This window comes from Caballeronia sp. S22 (assembly GCF_964261745.1).
In the GTDB taxonomy this organism is placed as follows: domain Bacteria; phylum Pseudomonadota; class Gammaproteobacteria; order Burkholderiales; family Burkholderiaceae; genus Caballeronia; species Caballeronia jiangsuensis.
Map to the genome: position 1 here is coordinate 237,877 of NZ_OZ180036.1, position 18,047 is coordinate 255,923.

The window sequence follows — 18,047 nt, forward strand, 5'->3', positions numbered from 1 at the left end:
TCGATGCATTCTCTATCAGGGAAGGGCGCGCTGCGCGCCTTCGTCGCCGCGCTCGCGGTTTCGCTCGGCATCACGTCGGCGAGCGTTCATGCCGAAGGCACCTTGCGCATCGCCGAGCAATTCGGCGTCGTGTATCTGCTGCTCAATGTCGCGCGCGATCAGAAGTTCATCGAGCAGGAAGGCAAGAAGGAAGGCCTCGATATCAAGGTCGACTGGGCGAAGCTGTCGGGCGGATCGAGCGTGAACGACGCGCTCTTGTCCGGCTCGGTCGATATCGCGGCGGCGGGCGTCGGTCCCTTGCTGACGATATGGGATCGCACGCACGGACGGCAGAACGTGAAGGGCGTCGCGTCGCTCGGCAATTTTCCGTATTACCTCGTATCGAACGATCCGCGCGTGAAGACCATCGCCGATTTCACCGAGAAGGACCGCATCGCAGTGCCGGCGGTCGGCGTGTCGGTGCAGTCGCGCATCCTGCAATACGCGGCGGCGAAGCAATGGGGCGACAAGCAATTCGATCGTCTCGACAAGCTCACGCAGGCCGTGCCGCATCCCGATGCGACCGCGGCGGTCATCGCGGGCGGCACGGAGATCAACGCGCACTTCGGCAATCCGCCGTTTCAGCAGCAGGAACTCGCGGGCAATCCGAAAGCGCATATCGTGCTCAATTCATACGATGTGCTCGGCGGCCCGAGTTCCGCGACCGTGCTCTACGCGACCGAGAAATTCCGCAACGAAAATCCGAAGACGTATCGCGCGTTCGTCGCCGGTCTCGCCGATGCCGCGCGCTACATCACGCAGCATCCGGAACCGGCCGCCGATATCTACCTGCGCGTGAACAACGCGAAGATCGACCGCGATCTGCTCATCAAGGTGATCAAGGATCCGTCGGTGCAATTCAAGGTCGCGCCGCAAAACACGTTTGCGCTCGCGCAGTTCATGCATCGCGTCGGCGCGATCAGGAACGAGCCGAAGTCATGGCAGGACTACTTCTTCAGCGATCCGGCGACGAAGGACGGAAGCTGAACGAACGCGCTTATCGGCGAGCGCGAATTGGATATGCGCATTGATTGGTTCGCGTGAGAAGCGCGCGCCGGTATCGTGGTCGTTTGCAATCCAGCAGACAGATCATGGCCGCCAATCCCCAGGCGCTTTATTCGCAGGAAGCCGATCGCCAGGCTTCCACGAGCGGCAAGCTGCTCAGCGCGAAGAACGTGACGCTCGAATACCGTACGCCCGAACGGCTCGTGCGCGCGACGCACGATGTCAGCTTCGATGTATACGGCGCGGATCGCTTCGTGCTGCTCGGACCATCGGGCTGCGGTAAATCGACCTTGCTCAAGGCCGTCGCCGGTTTCATCGAGCCGGTCGCGGGCAGCATCGAAATCGGCGGCGAGCGCGTGCGCGGACCGGGCGCGGATCGTATCGTCGTGTTCCAGGAATTCGATCAGTTGCCGCCGTGGAAGACGGTCCTGCAAAACGTGGCCTTTCCGTTGCGTGTCGCGCGCAAGCTCGGACGCGCCGAAGCACGTGAGCGCGCGCTCCATTATCTCGACAAGGTCGGCCTCGCCAAATTCGCCGATGCCTATCCGCACACGCTATCGGGCGGCATGAAGCAGCGCGTCGCAATTGCGCGCGCGCTCGCGATGCAGCCGCGCGTGCTCCTGATGGACGAGCCCTTCGCCGCGCTCGACGCACTCACGCGCCGACGCATGCAGGAAGAGCTTTTGCGCTTGTGGAGCGACGAGCGCTTCACCTTGTTGTTCGTCACGCATTCGATCGAGGAAGCGCTCATCGTCGGCAATCGCATTCTGCTGCTGACGCCGCATCCTGGCCGCGTGCGCGCCGAACTGAACAGTCATCAATACACGCAGGAAAGCATGGGCCGCGGAGAGTTTCAACAGAGCGTCGCGCGCATTCATCGTCTGCTGTTCGAAGAGGAGGCAGCGCTTTGAGCACGCCGCATCTGATCGCGCCGCCCGTTCGGCCCGAATACGAAGTCACGCCAGCCGCGCCCGCCGGTATCGAACATGAAACGCCGCTGCCGCTTTCGAAGCGGCTCGCGGATCGCACGTGGCTGCGCAAGTCGATCATCGCGCTCGTGTTGATCGCGCTATGGGAAATCGCCGCGCGCGCCGTCGATAACGATCTCCTGCTGCCGACCTTCAGCGCGACCTTCATCGCGTTCGTGCAAGGCATCGCATCGGGCGAGCTGATCGAGAAGGTCGGCATTTCGATGTCGGTATTGCTGCGCGGTTATGCGCTCGGCGCGGCGCTCGCGTTTCTGCTGACGTCGCTCGCGGTATCGACGCGCATCGGCCGCGACATCCTTTCGATGCTCACCGCGATGTTCAATCCGCTGCCGTCCATCGCACTGTTGCCGCTCGCGTTGCTGTGGTTCGGCCTCGGCACGGGAAGCCTGCTCTTCGTGCTCGTGCATTCGGTGTTGTGGCCGCTCGCGCTCAACACCTATGCCGGCTTCCAGGCGGTGCCTTCGACCTTGCGCATGACGGGCCGCAACTATGGCCTCACCGGCATGCGTCATGTGATGCTGATTCTCGTGCCCGCCGCGATGCCGTCGATTCTCGCGGGACTGCGTGTTGGCTGGGCATTCGCGTGGCGCACGCTGATCGCGGCGGAACTCGTGTTCGGCGCGAGCTCGGGCAAGGGCGGCCTCGGCTGGTACATCTTCCAGAATCGCAACGAGCTTTATACGGATCGCGTGTTCGCGGGGCTCGCCGCGGTCATCGTGATCGGGCTCGCGGTCGAGCATCTCGTGTTCGATACCGTCGAGCGCGTGACGGTGCGCCGCTGGGGCGTGCAGCAATAAGCGCCGATCAATCTTCGTCGCGAATGAAGTCGATGAACGCGCGCAGCGGCCCCGGCATGTGCGCGCGGCTCGGATAGTAAAGGCGCGGGCCGGTGAAGCTCTGCCACCACGGCTTGAGCACCGGCACGAGCGCGCCGCTGTCGATGGCCTCGCGCACGAACTCGTCGAACGTATAGACGAGACCCAGTCCGGCGATGGCCGCGCTCTTGCTGATCTCGATCGACGACGTGACGAGCGGACCCTCCGGCGCGATGCGTATCACTTCCTTGCCGCGCACGAATTCCCATACCGCAAGCACGCCGCTGTCGAAGCGATGCCCGATGCACGCGTGATTCACCAGATCGCGCGGATGCTTAGGCTCGCCATGCGCGGCGAGATAAGACGGCGCGGCAACCGCGACGAAGCGCTGCGTGCGCGGCCCGATAGGCACCGCGATCATGTCGCGCTCGATGCGCTCGTCGTAGCGAATGCCCGCATCGAAACCGGCGGCGAGCACGTCGATGAACATATCGATTGCGCTGATTTCGAGCTTGATGCCCGGATGCGCCGTCAGAAAGCGCGCGACGATCGGCGGCAGGATTTCGCGCGAGACGATTCTCGGCACGTTCAGGCGCAGCGTGCCGGTCGGGCTGTCGCGAAAGCCGTTGACGGCATCGAGCGCGCCCGCGATTTCCGCGAAGGCGGGCGCGAGCCGTTCGATCAGCCGCTCGCCTGCTTCGGTCGGCGTGACGCTGCGCGTGGTGCGATTCAAAAGGCGCACGCCCAGCCGCGTTTCGAGCCTGCGGATCGCCTCGCTCAACGACGACGCCGACACGCCGCGCAACAGCGCCGCCTGCCTGAAACCGCGCGAGCGGGCGACGGCCAGAAACGCGTGAAGGTCGGACAGATCGGGTTCGCTCATGATTCGCTCATTGTTCGCCAGGGCGCACAGCCCATTCGCATTGAGGCGGATTATCGCACGCGTGATTTGCTCCCATAATCCTCTCCATCGCCCGCATTCGCGGCGCACGTCCTTCAGGAGAGAACGAACATGGAACAACGCAGACTCGGCAAGACCGGACCGCAATCGTCGGCCATCGGGCTCGGATGCATGGGCATGTCGGGCATGTACGGGCCATCGGATCGCGCGGAGAGCATCGCGACGATTCACGCGGCGCTCGAAGCGGGCGTGACGCTGCTCGATACCGGCGATTTCTACGGCATGGGCCACAACGAGATGCTGATCGGCGAGGCGTTGAAGAGCGCGCCGCCTTCGCGCCGCGATTCGGCGATTCTCAGCGTCAAGTTCGGCGGCATGCGCGATCCGGCGGGCAATTTCATCGCGTTCGACGGACGTCCCGTCGCCGTGAAGAATTCACTCGCCTACACGTTGCAGCGGCTCAATGTCGACCATATCAACATCTATCGCCCCGCGCGGCTCGATGCGAACGTGCCGGTCGAAGACACCGTTGGCGCCATCGCCGACATGATCGGGGCGGGCTATGTGCGTCATCTCGGGCTGTCGGAAGTGGGCGCGGAGACGATCCGCAAGGCGGCGGCCGTGCATCCTGTGTGCGATCTCCAGATCGAATATTCGCTGATCTCGCGAAGCGTCGAGGACGCGATTCTTCCGGCGTGCAGGGAACTCGGCATCGCCGTCACGGCGTATGGCGTGCTGTCGCGCGGGCTCATCAGCGGGCACTGGAACAAGGACGCCGCGCAATCGGGCGACTGGCGCGCGAACAGTCCGCGCTTTCAGCAAGGCAATGTCGAACGCAATCTCGCGCTCGTCGATGCATTACGCACGATCGCCGATGCGAAGGGCGTGAGCGTCGCGCAGATCGCGATTGCGTGGGTGCTGGCGCAGGGCGATGACATCGTGCCCGTGATCGGCGCGCGCCGCCGCGATCGTCTGACGGAATCGCTCGGTGCGCTCGACGTGAAGCTCACGAAGGACGAATTCGCCGCGATCGAGGCGGCGGTGCCGAAGGGCGCGGCGGCAGGCGATCGTTACGAGGCCGTGCAGATGGCGCATCTCGACAGCGAGAAGAAATAGGCGTCATCGCGCGCGCAGAAACGTCCACGCATTGAACGCCGCGCCCGCGAACATCAGCACGCTCGTCATCGCGAAGACGGAGTGCATGCCCGAATGCGCGGCGATGAAGCCGCCCGCGAGCGGCCCCGTCACCTGCCCGATGTATTGCGCCGAAGTCGCGTAGCCGAGGATGTATCCGGCTGCGTGATCGGGCACGTTGTGACGCACGACGCTCGTGATCGCGGGCAAAAGGCCGCCCAATGCGAGGCCCATTAGAAAGCGCAGCGCGACGAGTTGCGTGCCGTCGGTGACGAACATCTGCGGAATCAGCAGCACGCCGCAGAAAGCGAGACACGCGACGATCACCTTCGGCGCGCCGATGCGATCCGCAAGCCGTCCGACGCGCGGCGCCGCGAGCACGCTGCCGAGTGCTGCGGCGGACATCACGAAGCCCGCGACGAGCGTGACCTGCTTCGGGTCCTTCACGAGCTGCGACACGTACACCGTGATGATCGGCTCGATCGACATGTTCGCGAACATGAGCAGCATCGCGCTCACGAGCATCGCGATGACGGGCGTGAGGACCGGCACGTCGCGCCAGCCGCCGCGCGGCCTTGCTTTCGCGTGATCCGGCGCGCGGCGCTCTTCCTTGACGAGCAACGTCGTCATGATGAACGAGCAGAAGATGAGGCCGCCCGCGAGAAAAAACGTCGCGCGTATGCCGATCAGTCCCGGCAGCAGCCCGCCGACGAGCGGCCCGACGAGATTGCCCGCCATCATGCCCGCCGCGTGCGTGCCGAGCGCCCATGCGGTGCGGTGCTTGGGCGTCTGCGTCGCGATCATCACGATGGCGCCGCTCGCATAGCCGCCGACGAGCCCCGCGAGAAAGCGCATCGCCACGAGTTGCCAGACCGTCTGCACGACGCCGAGGAGAGACATCGTGATCGCCATGCCGAGGCTCGCGCGGATCAGGATCGGCTTGCGGCCGTAGCGGTCGGCGAGACGTCCCCATAGCGGCGCAACGAGCCCCGCCGCGAGAAAGGTCGCGCCGAACGCGATGCCCGACCACTGCACCGCCGCCTCCACCGACGACGCCCCGAGTTGCTGCACGTAGAGCGGCAGGAAGGGCAGGAGCAGCGTCATCGCCATGATGGTGGTGAACGAGCCGAATACGCAGACGTAGAGATTGCGTTGCCAGTGAACGGAGCCTTCGGACATGGATGCGGGCAGGGTGGCGAAGTTTGCGTGACTTTGGCAGATTTTCCGCCGACGCGCTCGCGCATGCCGCGGCACGCAAACTGCGACGCGTGTACGATCGATTCCGATCCACCGATGGAGAGACGCCGAGTGAAAATCGCGACCTTCAACATCAACGGCATCCGTCCGCGTATCGACGCCTTGTTGAAATGGCTCGAACGCGAATCGCCCGATATCGTCTGTCTGCAGGAACTGAAGGCGACGGATGCGCAGTTTCCCGCCGATGCGATCGCGAACGCGGGTTATGGCGCGCTATGGCACGGACAGCAATCGTGGAACGGCGTGGCGATTCTCGCGAAGGATGCCGAGCCGGTGCTGAGCCGGCGCGGCCTGCCCGGTTTCGAAGACGATACGCACAGCCGTTATATCGAAGCAGCCGTGGGCGGTCTGCTGATCGGTTGTCTCTATCTTCCAAACGGCAATCCGCAGCCGGGTCCGAAGTTCGACTACAAGCTCGCGTGGTTCGAGCGTTTCAATGCGCATGCGAAGGCGTTGTTCGATAGCGGTCATCCTGTCGTGCTCGCGGGCGATTACAACGTCGTGCCCACCGACGAGGATATCTACAACACGCGCTCGTGGCTGAAGGACGCGCTCCTGCAACCCGAAAGCCGCGCGGCTTACGCGGACCTTCTTGCGCAAGGCTGGACGGATGCGTTGCGCAAGACGTTCCCCGATGAGCGCATCTATACGTTCTGGGATTACTTTCGCAATCACTGGCAGACGAACTCGGGCTTGCGCATCGATCACATTTTGCTCAGCAAGGATCTCGCGAAGAAGCTGGAGAGCGCGGGCGTCGATAAATGGGTGCGGGGAGAGCCGCATGCGAGCGATCATGCGCCGACGTGGGTCACGCTCAAGCTCGGGCGTACGCGAAAGAAAGCGGCGGCCGCTTAGGCCTGCAGCGTGTCGCGCGCGGGTTGCAGCGAGGCGAGGAATTGCATGACGTGTTCGCGGCCGCCCATCGTCCAGACGTTGAGATGATCGGCGTCTTCGATGAGCGCGAGGCGCTTGTCGCCGCGGGCGGCATCGAAAAGGCGCTGGAAGTGTGCGGGCGGGATCACGCCGTCATTCGTGCCGCCATAGATGAGGAGCGGCGCGCGCACCGATGCGATCTTCGAAAGGCTTTCGTAGCGGTCGCGTGCGAGCAGACGGACGGGGAAGAGCCAGAAGCGCTTGGCTGCTACATCGACGATGCTCGTGAACGGGGCTTCGAGCATCAGCGCATTGATTTTCACTTCGCTGGCGAGTTGCACGGCGACGCCCGAGCCGAGCGAATAGCCATGCAGCACGATGTTCGATGAGCGCGCGGATGCGTAAGCGTGGGCGGCGCGGGCATCGGCGTAGAGGCCGGCTTCGTGCGGCGTGCCGGGATTGCCGCCGTAGCCGCGATATTCGGCGAGCAGCACGCCGTAGCCCGCTTCGATCATTTCGAGCGCGATATGGCCGCGTTGGGTGAGATCTTCGCCATTGCCGTGGAAGAGGATGACCGTTGCGGCGGTCTTGTGGTTTGGTGCTTTGTAGCGGATGGTCAGGGCGAGGTCGTCTTCGGTTTTTATGCTGATGGCTTCTGTACGTGCTTCCAGTTCCGCGTTTTTGAAGGCTTCGATCTGTTCCAGCGGATAGACAAGGCGGCCTTGCAGCCAATAGAGCCCCGTCAGAGCGATGGCGTAGATCAGCGCAATCGCTGTCAGGAGGATCCAGAGGACTTCGCGCATAGGTTCACGGAGCGGGTTTGCAGGCTCCTATATGTTAGTGGGTTTGATTTTTTTCGTTTGTTCGCTGGATTGCTGTTGGGATTGGGTTTGGCTTTGGTTTCGCCGGATCCCGTATTCGCGTCGGTCTATTAGCGTTGCCCCTATGCGGGGCGGCAGTCACTTTCTTTGCTGCTGCAAAGAAAGTAACCAAAGAAACAGCTCTCCCCAGCCTAAGCACTTCACACCGGCCGCGGCACAGGCGATTGGCCTAATGGCCCGGCAGTAGCGAGTGCCCTCGAAGGTCTCGCGGGGCTTGGACCGCGCACGGTCTGACACATCGCAGCACACAACGGACTGGTTCAGCACCAAATAGCTCCGGCCCGCTTCGCGGCCGACGGGTCAATCGGGTGTGCGTGGGCTTCTTCTTCGATGGTTTCCCGCGCAGACCCGACGGCAGCGCGTAGCGCTGTGCCGAAGCTCTTTGGTGCTGAACCAGCGCGCTGAAACCTCTCGGGCGTCAGACCGTGCGCGAGCCAAGCCCGATGGGGCCTTTGGGGGCGACACTTAGGCGAGTGCCATCGACGACTGGCAAGCATGGCCAACGTGCGTGTGACCGCGGGCGGTGAGAAGCTGCTTTCTTTGGTTACTTTCTTTGCAGCAGCAAAGAAAGTGACCCTGTAGTGGTTCAGTATTCTTGGACACCGATTACGCAGTTTGCACCTTTAAATCCTCGAACTCGGCCGGCGGCATGTGACGCGCGGCCGAGTGCAAGCGTTCCTGGTTGTAGTACATCAAGATGTAAGTCAGCACATCGGCGCGAGCCTCGGCGTGATCACGGTATGCGTGCTCGCCGATGCATTCTCCTTTGAGCGTACAGAAGAAGCGCTCGACGACGGCGTTGTCCCAACAGTTTCCTCTGCGGCTCATGCTCTGCACGATCTCGTGCTCCTTAAGAAACTGCTGGAACGTCAAACTCGCATAGTTGCTTCCTTGGTCCGAGTGGAACATCAATCCCGGTTCGGTACGCCGCGTTTGAAGTGCGACCTGTAACGCGCCAATCACCAAGAACGTGTCACAGGAACCCGAGGTCGCCCAGCCGACTACACGCCGGGAATACAGATCGATCACCACAGCCAGATACATCCAGCCCTGCTGCGTCCAGATATACGTCACGTCGCCCGCCCAGAACCGGTTTGGAACCGTCACGGTGAATGCCCGATCGAGCCGGTTTTGCGCAATCGCCGATGCTTGCGTGCGCTTCACATAACGATGCGTGCGACGTACCCGCGCCTGCACACCGCCTTCGCGCATGAGGCGACGCGCACGCTCGCGTCCCACCGCATGGCCCCGACGCTTCATTTCCTGCGATATGCGCCGACTGCCATAGCTTTGCCGCATCTGCGCATGAATCGCCTGCACCTCGCGCACCAGCCCCGTACGTACCGGACGTGCCTTGCCCTGCCGCGCCTTCCATGCGTAGTAACTGCTGCGCGCCACGCCGACTACACGACACAGCGTCGCCGTCGGATATGCCTTCTCTGCCTGCCGGATCACTTCGAATCGCGGTCCAGTTCCTTGACAAAGAAGGCCGTGGATTTTTTTAGAATGTCGCGCTCCCGTTCGAGCTCCGCCACTCGTTTCTCAAGTGCTCGAACCCTTAGCTGTTCAGCGCTGCCGCCCTCGGCTGCGCTCACCGGTGCACCCGCAACCGGCCGGCGATTGCCGATCCAGCGCCGCAACGCCGTCTCTCCAATGCCCAACGCCTTCGTCACCGTGTAGCCCTGCTCCAGCACAAGCGCCACTGCCTCGCGCTTGAATTCCTCTGAAAATTCTCTTCTGCCCATTTGACACCTCGCTGGTCGATCAAAGTCTACCTTTCGAAGTGTCCAAGATTGCCAGACCACTACACCCCCGCCCCGGGGAGGGGCAGTGCTAATAGACCGATAAGAAAACGGGATCCGGCGAAAACCAAACCCCAAAAAAACCCCTACTCACTCCCGAACATCCCCCTCCCCATGCCGCAAACTCATCGGCATCTCCGCGGCGATTTCCTTCTCGATATCCCCCGAATCGCGCTCGCGATTAAAAAGCGCATTGAGCAGAATCGCAAACACGGCGGCAAGCGTAATCCCGCTATGCGTAAGCGGCCCCGCCCACCCCGGCATATGCGCAAAAAACGTCGGCGCGACAAGCGGAATCACCCCCACGCCCAAACTGATCGCGATAATGAGCAAGTTGTTCTTGCTATCGAAATCCACCTTGCCGAGGATCTTCACGCCAGTCGCCGCGACCATCCCGAACATCGCGATCCCCGCGCCGCCGAGCACGACAACCGGTATCGAAGCAATCAGATTCGAAAGCTTCGGCAACAGCCCCAGCAAAATCAAAATCACACCCGACACCGCGACGACCCAGCGGCTCTTCACACCCGTAATCCCGACAAGCCCGATATTCTGCGAAAACGACGAATGCGGAAACGTATTGAAGATCCCGCCGATCACCGTGCCGAGACCATCGGTGCGCAGCCCGCGCGTCGCATCGATGCGAGAAACAGGCCGCATCGCGAGATCGCCGAGCGCGAGAAACATGCCGAGCGATTCCACCATGATGACGACCATCACGAGACACAGCGACGCAATCGCCGCGAGATCGAAGGTCGGCATGCCGAACGCGAACGGCCGCACCGGCGCGAACCACGCGGCCTGACCGACGCCCGCGAAATCGACGAAGCCGAGCGGCAGCGCAATCACAAAGCCGATCGCCATGCCGAGCAACACCGAAATATTCGCGATGAAGCCCTTCAAATACTTGTTGATCAGCAGAATTGCGAGCAGCACCACAGCCGCGATCATCAGGTTCTTGGGCTCGCCGAAATTCGCCGCGCCGCGTCCGCCGCCCGCCCAGTTGATCGCCACCGGAAAGAGCGTCATGCCGATCGTCAGAATGATCGTGCCCGTGACGATCGGCGGAAAGAAGCGCATCAGCCGGCCGAAGAACGGCGCGATCAGAATCGCGAACACGCCCGCCGCGATCGTCGCCCCGAAAATCGTCGTCAGCCCCGCGCCGGATGACGCCATCGCGACCATCGGCCCGACTGGCGCGAAGCTCACGCCCATGATCACCGGCAAGCGGATGCCGAACTTCCATACGCCGATGCATTGCACCAGCGTGACGAGCCCGCACGCGAAAAGGTCCGAGCTGATCAGAAACGCGATCTGATCCTTCGGCAACTTCAACGCCGCGCCGATGATGAGCGGCACCGCGATCGCGCCCGCATACATCACGAGTACGTGCTGGATGCCGACCGCGAGCATCTGACCGATGGGCAGCACTTCGTCGACGGGATGAATCGTTTGGGCCATGTGCGCTCCGGCAGGTCAAGGACGTTTGAATCGGTCGCCCGAGTATTGCATCGGGCCATACCCGAAAAAATATTCGCGCTGCTATACACGGCATCGCATGTCGGACCTTCGTATCGTTCTATGAACGCAGGCGTCGCCGCAGGATATTTGACCGGCCTTCGTCCACCCGACAGCGAACGACCGGAAGCAATTGCCGATTGACCCCCGGCGCCGTCGAATCCTTCGCGCTACAAGGCTTTCCGGACTGTCGAATTTTGAGATGACGTGCTACATTCCGAGCGCCTTGCGCCGCGTTTATTGCGATCATGTTCGCCGCGACGCAACAACCAACGCCCGGGGCTCGGCGCCCAAATAACATCAATCGCACAGGATCTCGGCATGGAAATGGTCGGCGGAACGCGGCTTGCCCAATTGTTCACCAGCAATCAGGAGCAACTGCTCACGGAGTGGTTCGCGCAACAGCACGCCATCGCTTCGCGGCGCGGACTCGTCGGGGAAGCCGAGTTGCGCAATCAGTTCACGCAGTTCGTATCGCTGCTGATGGCGGCGCTCGCTTCATCCGAGCGCGTCGATTTCAGGACGCCCGCGTGGCAGGACGTGCGCGCGTTTCTCTCGGAGATGTCCGCTCAGCGCGCACGTCAGGGCTTTACGCCGGTCGAGACCGCGATGTTCGTGTTCTCGCTCAAGCAGCCGCTCTTCACGCGTCTGCGCGATTCGCTCGGCAACGATGCCGCGACGCTCGCCGATCTCACCTGGACCATCAGCACGCTCTTCGACGAGCTCGGCCTCTTCACGACCGAAGTCTTCCAGACGAGCCGCGAGCAGGTCATCGTGCGCCAGCAGCAGGAACTGCTCGAACTGTCGACGCCCGTCGTGCAGTTGTGGGACGGCATTCTCGCGCTGCCGCTCATCGGCACGCTCGACTCCGCGCGCACGCAGGTCGTGATGGAGAATCTGCTGCAGAAGATCGTCGAGACGGGCGCGGCGATCGCGATCATCGACATCACCGGCGTGCCGACCGTCGATACGCTCGTCGCGCAACATTTGCTCAAGACCGTCGCGGCGGCGCGGCTGATGGGCGCGGACTGCATCATCAGCGGCATTCGTCCGCAGATCGCGCAGACCATCGTGCATCTGGGCGTGAACCTTTCGAACGTCACGACCAAGGCGACGCTCGCGGCGGCCTTCATCGTCGCGCTGCAGCGCACCGGCAAGTCGGTGACGGGGGCGTACGGACAGGACGCCGGGCGCGCGGTCCGCTCGGGCGACGGCCTCGATTCGCTGCAACCGGAATGACGCCGCATCTCGCCATTCGAAGCACGCATCGAACGCAACGCGACTGAACGGGGTCCCAAGCGATGGAACGCATTCCGATTCTCAGGATGGGCAAGCTCTTGCTCGTCACCATTCAGGTCGACATGCACGACCGGCTCGCGCTGACGCTGCAGGACGATCTGACGAGCCGCATCGTGAAGGACGGCGCGCGCGGCGTGCTGATCGACATTTCCTCGCTCGACGTGGTCGATTCATTTATCGGACGCATGATCGGCAATACGGCCGCGATGGCGCGCGTGCTCGATGCGGAGACGGTCGTCGTCGGCATGCAGCCGTCGGTCGCGATCACGCTGGTCGAGCTCGGGCTCACGCTGTCGGGCGTGCGCACCGCGCTCGACGTGGAGAAGGGCATGGCGCTCCTTGCAAGGAATGGCACGGTCTGACGGCCGCATGCGAACGACGCCATGACGATCTACAACTCCACAGCCGCGCCGACCTCCACTTCGCCGCCCGACACGCTGCCGATCCGCTCCGACGAGCAGATCGTGCGGCTGCGCCAGTTCGTGCGGGAAAAAGCGGTCGCGCAAGGCCTGTCTCTCATCGATCAGACCAAGTTCGTGACGGCGGCGAGCGAGCTGGCACGCAACACGCTCATCTATGGCGGCGGCGGCGACGTGCATTGCTATTTAGTCGAGCGCAACGGCCGCCGCGGCCTCACACTCGAATTCGTCGACAACGGCCCGGGCATTCCGGATATCCCGCGCGCGCTGTCCGATGGCTTCACCTCGGGCAGCGGCCTGGGCCTCGGCCTCGGCGGCGCGAAACGCTTGTGCGACGAATTCGACATCCGCTCGGCACCAGGCGAGGGCACGCACGTCTCGATCACCAAATGGAAACCGTTCTGAAGGAATCGATGGCCGCGCAGCAGCGCTTCGAGATCGCCGAGGCGAGCCAGATCGCCTATGCGCGGCGCTCGATCGGTGAACTCGCGCGCGGTCTCGCCTTCAACGAGACGACCGCGGGCGAGCTCGCGATCGTCGTCACCGAATGCGGCACGAATCTGCTGAAGCACGCACAGCGCGGCGAGCTGCTCATGCGACCGCTCGTCGATACGGGCGCGGGCGCGTCCCAGCGCTACGGCATCGAAGTGCTGTGCATCGACAATGGGCCGGGCATCCACGATCTGCATCGCTGTTTCGAGGACGGCTACACGACCGCCGGCAGCCCCGGCACCGGCATGGGCGCGATCGAGCGCCTGTCCGACGAGCTCGACATCTGGAGCGCGCCGGGACGCGGCACCGTGCTGCGCGTCGTGTTCTGGAATGCGCCGGGCGCGGCCAACGCGCCCGCCGCGCAACTCACCTATGGCGTCGTGAATCTGCCGCTGCAAACGGAAACCGTCAGCGGCGATGCGTGGGCATGCCATGCGAATCAGGGCGAATTCACCGTGCTCGTCGCCGATGGTCTCGGCCACGGTCCGCTTGCCAATGTCGCGGCGATCGAAGCGGCGAAGGCGCTCGCAGCGAACGGCGATCAGCCGCTCGACCGCATCATGGAAGTCGCCAACGTGGCGCTGCGCCCGACGCGCGGCGCGGCGGTCGGCATCGCGCGCATGCCGGCGCTCGCGTCGATGGCGGGCATGCCGGTTTCATTCGCGGGCATCGGCAATATCTCGGCGAGCGTGTGGACGGAAAGTTCGCACAGGCATCTCGTGTCGCACAGCGGCATCGTCGGGCATGCGGCGCGGCGCGCGCAATTGTTCGACGTGCCTTATCCGCCGGACGCGCTCGTCGTGCTGCATTCGGACGGGCTCACGTCGCGCTGGGATCTCGCGCGCTATCCGGGTCTCGCCATGCGGCACCCGGCGCTCGTCGCGGCGGTGCTGTACCGCGACTTCTCGCGCGGCAGCGACGATGTCACCGTGTTCGTCGCCCGCGTGAACGGAGGCGCAGCATGACGCAGCCGCTCTACGCGATGCATATCGAAGACGAGCGCGACATGGTCGCGGCCCGCGTGAAGGCGCGCGATGCGAGCGCGGCGCTCGGCTTCTCGCCGCAGGACCAGACGCGCATCTCCACTTCCGTGCTCGAAGCGGCGCGCACGGTGCTGATCGCGGGGCAGCCGGCGCGCGCCGAATTCCTGGTCGATCAAGCCACGCGCCCGCGCCGCTTCGTCGTGCGTTTTCTGGCGGGCGCAGGCGCCGGCGAGCGTCTGCGCGCGATGCGCAGCGACGTCTCGCAAGCCGCGCTCGGCCTGCTCGCGGCGCAGCGTCTGATGGATCAATGCGCGATCGCCGACGAAGCGGACGGCGTCACGTCGATCTCGCTCGCGAAGGCCTTGCCCGATGGCGTCGCGTGCGACATGCAGGCGGTCGGCCAGGCGCTTTCGCGTCATTCGGGCGCGGACACGGCGGCGGAATTGCAGCGCCAGAATCGCGAGCTGATCGCCGCGCTCGCCGATCTGCGCGAGCGTCAGGAAGAATTGACGCGTCTCACGCGCGAACTCGAAGACACCAATCGCGGCGTCGTCGCGCTCTATGCGGAACTCGATGCGCGCGCGGATCATCTGCGGCGCGCGGATGAATCGAAATCGCGCTTCCTCTCGAACATGAGCCACGAGTTCCGCACGCCGCTTTCGTCGATCCGTGCGTTGTCGAAGCTCCTGCTGGACCGTATCGACGGCGAACTGACGGAAGAGCAGGAGAAGCAGGTGCGCTTCATCCGCAAGGCCGCGGAGGATCTGTCGGAAACGGTCGACGACCTGCTCGATCTCGCGAAGATCGAGGCGGGCAAGATCGAAGTGCGCCCGGCCGAGTTCGAAGTCGATACCTTGTTTTCGGCGCTGCGCGGCATGCTGCGGCCGCTGTCGCCGGGCGGCGCGGTCGAACTCGTGTTCGAATCGTGCGAAGGTCTGCCGCCCATCCGCACCGACGAAGCCAAGGTCGCGCAGGTGCTGCGCAACTTCGTGTCGAACGCGCTCAAGTTCACCGAGCGCGGCGAAGTGCGCGTCGCCGCGAGCTACGACGAGGCGCGCCGGCTCATCACGTTTGCCGTCAGCGATACGGGCATCGGCATCGCGCCGGAGCATCAGCAAGTGGTGTTCGAGGAGTTCGGGCAAGTCGAGAACCGGCTTCAGCAATACGTGAAGGGCACGGGACTCGGCCTGCCGCTGTGTCGCAAGCTCTGCAAGCTGCTCGGCGGCGACGTTTCGCTCGAGAGTGAAGCCGGGCGCGGCTCGACCTTCAGCGCGACGATTCCCGCTCACTACGGCGCGGATTTCGACGCCGCGCATCATGCGGCAAGCGATACGCGGCCCGCCGTGCTGATCGTCGCGAGCAATCCGGTCGAGCGCCTCGACTGCGAAGCCGCGCTGCGCGATTCGTCGTATCGTGCGATGAGTGCCGCGACGCTCGACGAAGCCGGCCGCCTGCTCGTGCGCACGCAGCCCGCCGCGCTCTTGCTCGCCGTGCGCCCCGCGCCATCGGAAGCGTGGATCTGGCTCGCCGCGCTGCGCGCGCAGGCCGCGACGCGCAGCATTCCGATCCTCGTGCTCGGCGATGCCGGCGATCGCAACGAAGCGCAGGCGCTCGGCGCGACCGTGTTCATCGAAAAGCCGGTCGGCGGTCGAGCGCTGCCGGGCGTGCTGGACGCGGTGACGGGCAAAGGACCATCATGAGAAGCGACTGGAGCGAGGTGCTGATCCTCAACGTCGATGACAACGACGGCGCGCGCTATGCGAAAACGCGCATCCTGTCGCGCGCGGGCTTCCACGTGATCGAAGCGGCGACGGGCACCGCCGCGCTGGAACGCGTGCGCGCCGACGCGCCCGATCTCGTGCTGCTCGACGTGAAGCTGCCCGATATCAACGGGCTCGAAGTCTGCCGGCAGATCAAGGCGTCGGCGGATACCGCGAGCACGCTCGTGCTGCAGACATCGGCGGCGGCGGTGCATAGCCTCGATCGCATTCGCGGTCTCGAAGGCGGCGCGGACAGCTATCTCACCGAACCCGTGGAACCGGCCGAGCTGATCGCGCACGTGCGTGCCTTGTTGCGCGCGCGGCTCGCGGAAAACGCGCTGCGTGAAAGCGAAGAGCGCTTTCGCCAGCTTGCCGAAAATATCGACGATGTGTTCTGGATGCTCGATCCCGCATCCGGCGAACTGCTTTACGTGAGCCCCGCCTACACGCATCTCTTCGATACGGGCGGCGGCGCGCCCGCGCCCGTGCCGGGACCGGATCACTGGTCGGGCGATATTCTTCCGCTGGACCGCGATCATGTCGCCGACGCGTATCGGCAACTGCTCGCGAACGGCACGCCGTATGAGGTCGAATATCGCATCGTGCGCGCGAGCGGCGGACCGCGCTGGGTGGCGGAGCGCGCGTTTCAGGTGCGCGGCGCGGCGGGGCATCCGGCGCGGCCGTATCGCATCGCGGGCATTGTCAACGACATCTCCGAGCGCAAGGCCGCCGAACTGCTGCTGCGCGAAGCGGACCGCCGCAAGGACGAATTTCTCGCGATGCTCGCGCACGAGCTGCGCAATCCGCTCGCGCCGATCCGCAATGCGGTGGACTTGCTCGATCCGGATCGCGAGCCGTCCGTGCAGCACTTCGCGACCGTGCGCGCGATCATCGACAGGCAGGTGCGGCATCTGAGCCGTCTCGTCGACGATCTGCTCGACGTCGCGCGCATCACGCAGGGCAAGATCACGCTGCGTCAGGAAGCGGTCGATCTCGCGGTAGCCATCGCAGCGGCCATCGAGACCGTGCAGCCCGCGCTCGAACGCAAGCGCCATACGCTGACCGTGAAGCAGCCGGATGCGCCGCTCTATATCCTCGGCGACAACGTGCGGCTCTCTCAGGTGTTCGCCAATCTGCTGTCGAATGCGTCGAAGTACAGCCCCGAAGAGGGCGAGATCGCGATCGAGACCGAGCAGTTCGGCGATGAGGTGCGCATCGTCGTGCGCGACAAGGGCATCGGCATCGCGCCGGACATGCTGCCGCATATCTTCGATCTCTTCGTGCAGTCGGAGACCTCGCTCGAACGGTCGGAAGGCGGACTCGGCATCGGCCTGCCATTGGCGGAGACGCTCGTCGAACTGCAGGGCGGGCGCATCGAGGCGTTCTCGGCGGGACCGCAGACGGGCAGCGAGTTCGTCGTGTGGCTGCCGCTCGCGAAGGATGCGCAAGTGGCGGTGCAGGGCGTAGGCGTTGCGCCGGTGAGCGTGGCGCGCGGCAAGCGCGTGCTGCTCGTCGACGACAGCGTGGACGCCGCCACCGCAATGGCGCTGCTGCTCGAAGCGGACGGCTTCGATGTGCGCACGGCCCACGATGCGATCGAAGCGCTCGCGCTCTCCGATGTCTTCGTGCCGCAGATCGTGCTGCTCGACATCGGCTTGCCGGGGATGGACGGCTACAGCCTCGCGGCCGAGATGCGCATGCGCCCCGCAACCGCCGACGCCTTGCTGATCGCGGTGACGGGATACGGACAGGCGCATGATCGCCAGCGCTCGAAGGAAGCGGGCTTCGATCATCATCTCGTGAAGCCGGTCGCGTTTGCGGAGATTCAGCGCGCGGTGTCCGCGAAGTTCGCGTAATCAGGATATCGAAGTATCTCGCAC

At 64.2% G+C, this 18,047-nt stretch carries 16 protein-coding genes; 11 read left to right on the forward strand and 5 right to left on the reverse strand.

Annotated elements, in window-relative coordinates; translation table 11 throughout:
- The first annotated feature begins 3 nt into the window (after positions 1–3).
- The 3 genes from ACEN42_RS16210 to ACEN42_RS16220 all read left to right on the forward strand — a co-directional run bounded on the left by ACEN42_RS16210 (position 4) and on the right by ACEN42_RS16220 (position 2,830).
- Positions 4–1,026 carry an ABC transporter substrate-binding protein gene (locus tag ACEN42_RS16210; RefSeq protein ID WP_371881824.1) on the forward strand — a complete coding sequence of 341 codons (1,023 nt, stop codon included), beginning with the start codon at positions 4–6 and terminating at the stop codon, positions 1,024–1,026.
- A gap of 104 nt (positions 1,027–1,130) precedes the next feature.
- Complete coding sequence (locus ACEN42_RS16215; protein WP_371881825.1) at positions 1,131–1,955, forward strand: ABC transporter ATP-binding protein; 825 nt, start codon at positions 1,131–1,133, stop codon at positions 1,953–1,955.
- Positions 1,952–2,830, forward strand: coding sequence for an ABC transporter permease (locus ACEN42_RS16220; RefSeq protein ID WP_371881826.1), 879 nt, complete (start codon positions 1,952–1,954; stop codon positions 2,828–2,830). The genes ACEN42_RS16215 and ACEN42_RS16220 overlap by 4 nt, the downstream gene beginning before the upstream one ends.
- 7 nt (positions 2,831–2,837) lie before the next feature.
- On the opposite strand, the gene ACEN42_RS16225 is transcribed toward ACEN42_RS16220, so the two are convergent.
- Positions 2,838–3,731, reverse strand: a complete 894-nt coding sequence (locus ACEN42_RS16225) for a LysR family transcriptional regulator (RefSeq protein WP_238295068.1) — start codon at positions 3,729–3,731, stop codon at positions 2,838–2,840.
- A gap of 129 nt (positions 3,732–3,860) precedes the next feature.
- Between ACEN42_RS16225 and ACEN42_RS16230 the strand changes: the two genes are divergently transcribed.
- Positions 3,861–4,865, forward strand: a complete 1,005-nt coding sequence (locus tag ACEN42_RS16230; protein ID WP_371881827.1) for an aldo/keto reductase — start codon at positions 3,861–3,863, stop codon at positions 4,863–4,865.
- A 3-nt stretch (positions 4,866–4,868) separates the two neighbouring features.
- Here ACEN42_RS16230 and ACEN42_RS16235 read toward each other — a convergent pair whose 3' ends face one another.
- Complete coding sequence (locus tag ACEN42_RS16235) at positions 4,869–6,062, reverse strand: MFS transporter (protein WP_371881828.1); 1,194 nt, start codon at positions 6,060–6,062, stop codon at positions 4,869–4,871.
- A 114-nt stretch (positions 6,063–6,176) separates the two neighbouring features.
- Here ACEN42_RS16235 and ACEN42_RS16240 point away from each other — a divergent pair, with 114 nt between their 5' ends.
- Positions 6,177–6,995: an exodeoxyribonuclease III gene (locus ACEN42_RS16240; protein WP_371881829.1), complete on the forward strand. Its 819-nt coding sequence runs from the start codon at positions 6,177–6,179 to the stop codon at positions 6,993–6,995.
- Here ACEN42_RS16240 and ACEN42_RS16245 read toward each other — a convergent pair.
- The 3 genes from ACEN42_RS16245 to ACEN42_RS16255 all read right to left on the reverse strand — a co-directional run bounded on the left by ACEN42_RS16245 (position 6,992) and on the right by ACEN42_RS16255 (position 11,157).
- Positions 6,992–7,816, reverse strand: coding sequence for an alpha/beta hydrolase (locus ACEN42_RS16245; RefSeq protein ID WP_371881830.1), 825 nt, complete (start codon positions 7,814–7,816; stop codon positions 6,992–6,994). The genes ACEN42_RS16240 and ACEN42_RS16245 overlap by 4 nt on opposite strands.
- Positions 7,817–8,500: 684 nt before the next feature.
- Positions 8,501–9,639, reverse strand: a protein-coding gene (locus tag ACEN42_RS16250) for an IS3 family transposase (RefSeq protein ID WP_371882292.1) whose coding sequence is annotated in 2 segments (ribosomal slippage) — positions 8,501–9,399 and positions 9,399–9,639 — 1,140 coding nt in all. Because the reading frame shifts where the segments join, the coding sequence is not laid out codon by codon here.
- 147 nt (positions 9,640–9,786) lie between these two features.
- On the reverse strand, positions 9,787–11,157 hold the full coding sequence (locus tag ACEN42_RS16255) for a nucleobase:cation symporter-2 family protein (protein WP_371881831.1): 1,371 nt from the start codon (positions 11,155–11,157) through the stop codon (positions 9,787–9,789).
- Between the two features lie 378 nt (positions 11,158–11,535).
- Here ACEN42_RS16255 and ACEN42_RS16260 point away from each other — a divergent pair, with 378 nt between their 5' ends.
- The 6 genes from ACEN42_RS16260 (at position 11,536) to ACEN42_RS16285 (ending at position 18,023) form a co-directional block, all read left to right on the forward strand.
- Positions 11,536–12,453, forward strand: coding sequence for an STAS domain-containing protein (locus tag ACEN42_RS16260; RefSeq protein ID WP_238218331.1), 918 nt, complete (start codon positions 11,536–11,538; stop codon positions 12,451–12,453).
- A 62-nt stretch (positions 12,454–12,515) separates the two neighbouring features.
- On the forward strand, positions 12,516–12,875 hold the full coding sequence (locus ACEN42_RS16265) for an STAS domain-containing protein (protein ID WP_035510605.1): 360 nt from the start codon (positions 12,516–12,518) through the stop codon (positions 12,873–12,875).
- 21 nt (positions 12,876–12,896) lie between these two features.
- On the forward strand, positions 12,897–13,337 hold the full coding sequence (locus ACEN42_RS16270; RefSeq protein ID WP_371881832.1) for an anti-sigma regulatory factor: 441 nt from the start codon (positions 12,897–12,899) through the stop codon (positions 13,335–13,337).
- On the forward strand, positions 13,322–14,389 hold the full coding sequence (locus ACEN42_RS16275) for an anti-sigma regulatory factor (RefSeq protein ID WP_371881833.1): 1,068 nt from the start codon (positions 13,322–13,324) through the stop codon (positions 14,387–14,389). The genes ACEN42_RS16270 and ACEN42_RS16275 overlap by 16 nt, the downstream gene beginning before the upstream one ends.
- Complete coding sequence (locus tag ACEN42_RS16280) at positions 14,386–16,107, forward strand: ATP-binding protein (protein ID WP_371881834.1); 1,722 nt, start codon at positions 14,386–14,388, stop codon at positions 16,105–16,107. The genes ACEN42_RS16275 and ACEN42_RS16280 overlap by 4 nt, the downstream gene beginning before the upstream one ends.
- Positions 16,104–18,023: a response regulator gene (locus ACEN42_RS16285; protein WP_238218334.1), complete on the forward strand. Its 1,920-nt coding sequence runs from the start codon at positions 16,104–16,106 to the stop codon at positions 18,021–18,023. The genes ACEN42_RS16280 and ACEN42_RS16285 overlap by 4 nt, the downstream gene beginning before the upstream one ends.
- Positions 18,024–18,047 lie beyond the last annotated feature (24 nt).

Bases quoted from the DNA above. Each gene is read 5' to 3' on its own strand.
- ACEN42_RS16210 (WP_371881824.1), top strand. From the start codon at position 4: ATGCATTCTCTATCAGGGAAGGGCGCGCTGCGCGCCTTCGTCGCCGCG.
- ACEN42_RS16215 (WP_371881825.1), top strand. From the start codon at position 1,131: ATGGCCGCCAATCCCCAGGCGCTTTATTCGCAGGAAGCCGATCGCCAG.
- ACEN42_RS16225 (WP_238295068.1), bottom strand. From the start codon at position 3,731: ATGAGCGAACCCGATCTGTCCGACCTTCACGCGTTTCTGGCCGTCGCC.
- ACEN42_RS16230 (WP_371881827.1), top strand. From the start codon at position 3,861: ATGGAACAACGCAGACTCGGCAAGACCGGACCGCAATCGTCGGCCATC.
- ACEN42_RS16235 (WP_371881828.1), bottom strand. From the start codon at position 6,062: ATGTCCGAAGGCTCCGTTCACTGGCAACGCAATCTCTACGTCTGCGTA.
- ACEN42_RS16240 (WP_371881829.1), top strand. From the start codon at position 6,177: ATGGAGAGACGCCGAGTGAAAATCGCGACCTTCAACATCAACGGCATC.
- ACEN42_RS16245 (WP_371881830.1), bottom strand. From the start codon at position 7,816: ATGCGCGAAGTCCTCTGGATCCTCCTGACAGCGATTGCGCTGATCTAC.
- ACEN42_RS16255 (WP_371881831.1), bottom strand. From the start codon at position 11,157: ATGGCCCAAACGATTCATCCCGTCGACGAAGTGCTGCCCATCGGTCAG.
- ACEN42_RS16260 (WP_238218331.1), top strand. From the start codon at position 11,536: ATGGAAATGGTCGGCGGAACGCGGCTTGCCCAATTGTTCACCAGCAAT.
- ACEN42_RS16265 (WP_035510605.1), top strand. From the start codon at position 12,516: ATGGAACGCATTCCGATTCTCAGGATGGGCAAGCTCTTGCTCGTCACC.
- ACEN42_RS16270 (WP_371881832.1), top strand. From the start codon at position 12,897: ATGACGATCTACAACTCCACAGCCGCGCCGACCTCCACTTCGCCGCCC.
- ACEN42_RS16275 (WP_371881833.1), top strand. From the start codon at position 13,322: ATGGAAACCGTTCTGAAGGAATCGATGGCCGCGCAGCAGCGCTTCGAG.
- ACEN42_RS16280 (WP_371881834.1), top strand. From the start codon at position 14,386: ATGACGCAGCCGCTCTACGCGATGCATATCGAAGACGAGCGCGACATG.
- ACEN42_RS16285 (WP_238218334.1), top strand. From the start codon at position 16,104: ATGAGAAGCGACTGGAGCGAGGTGCTGATCCTCAACGTCGATGACAAC.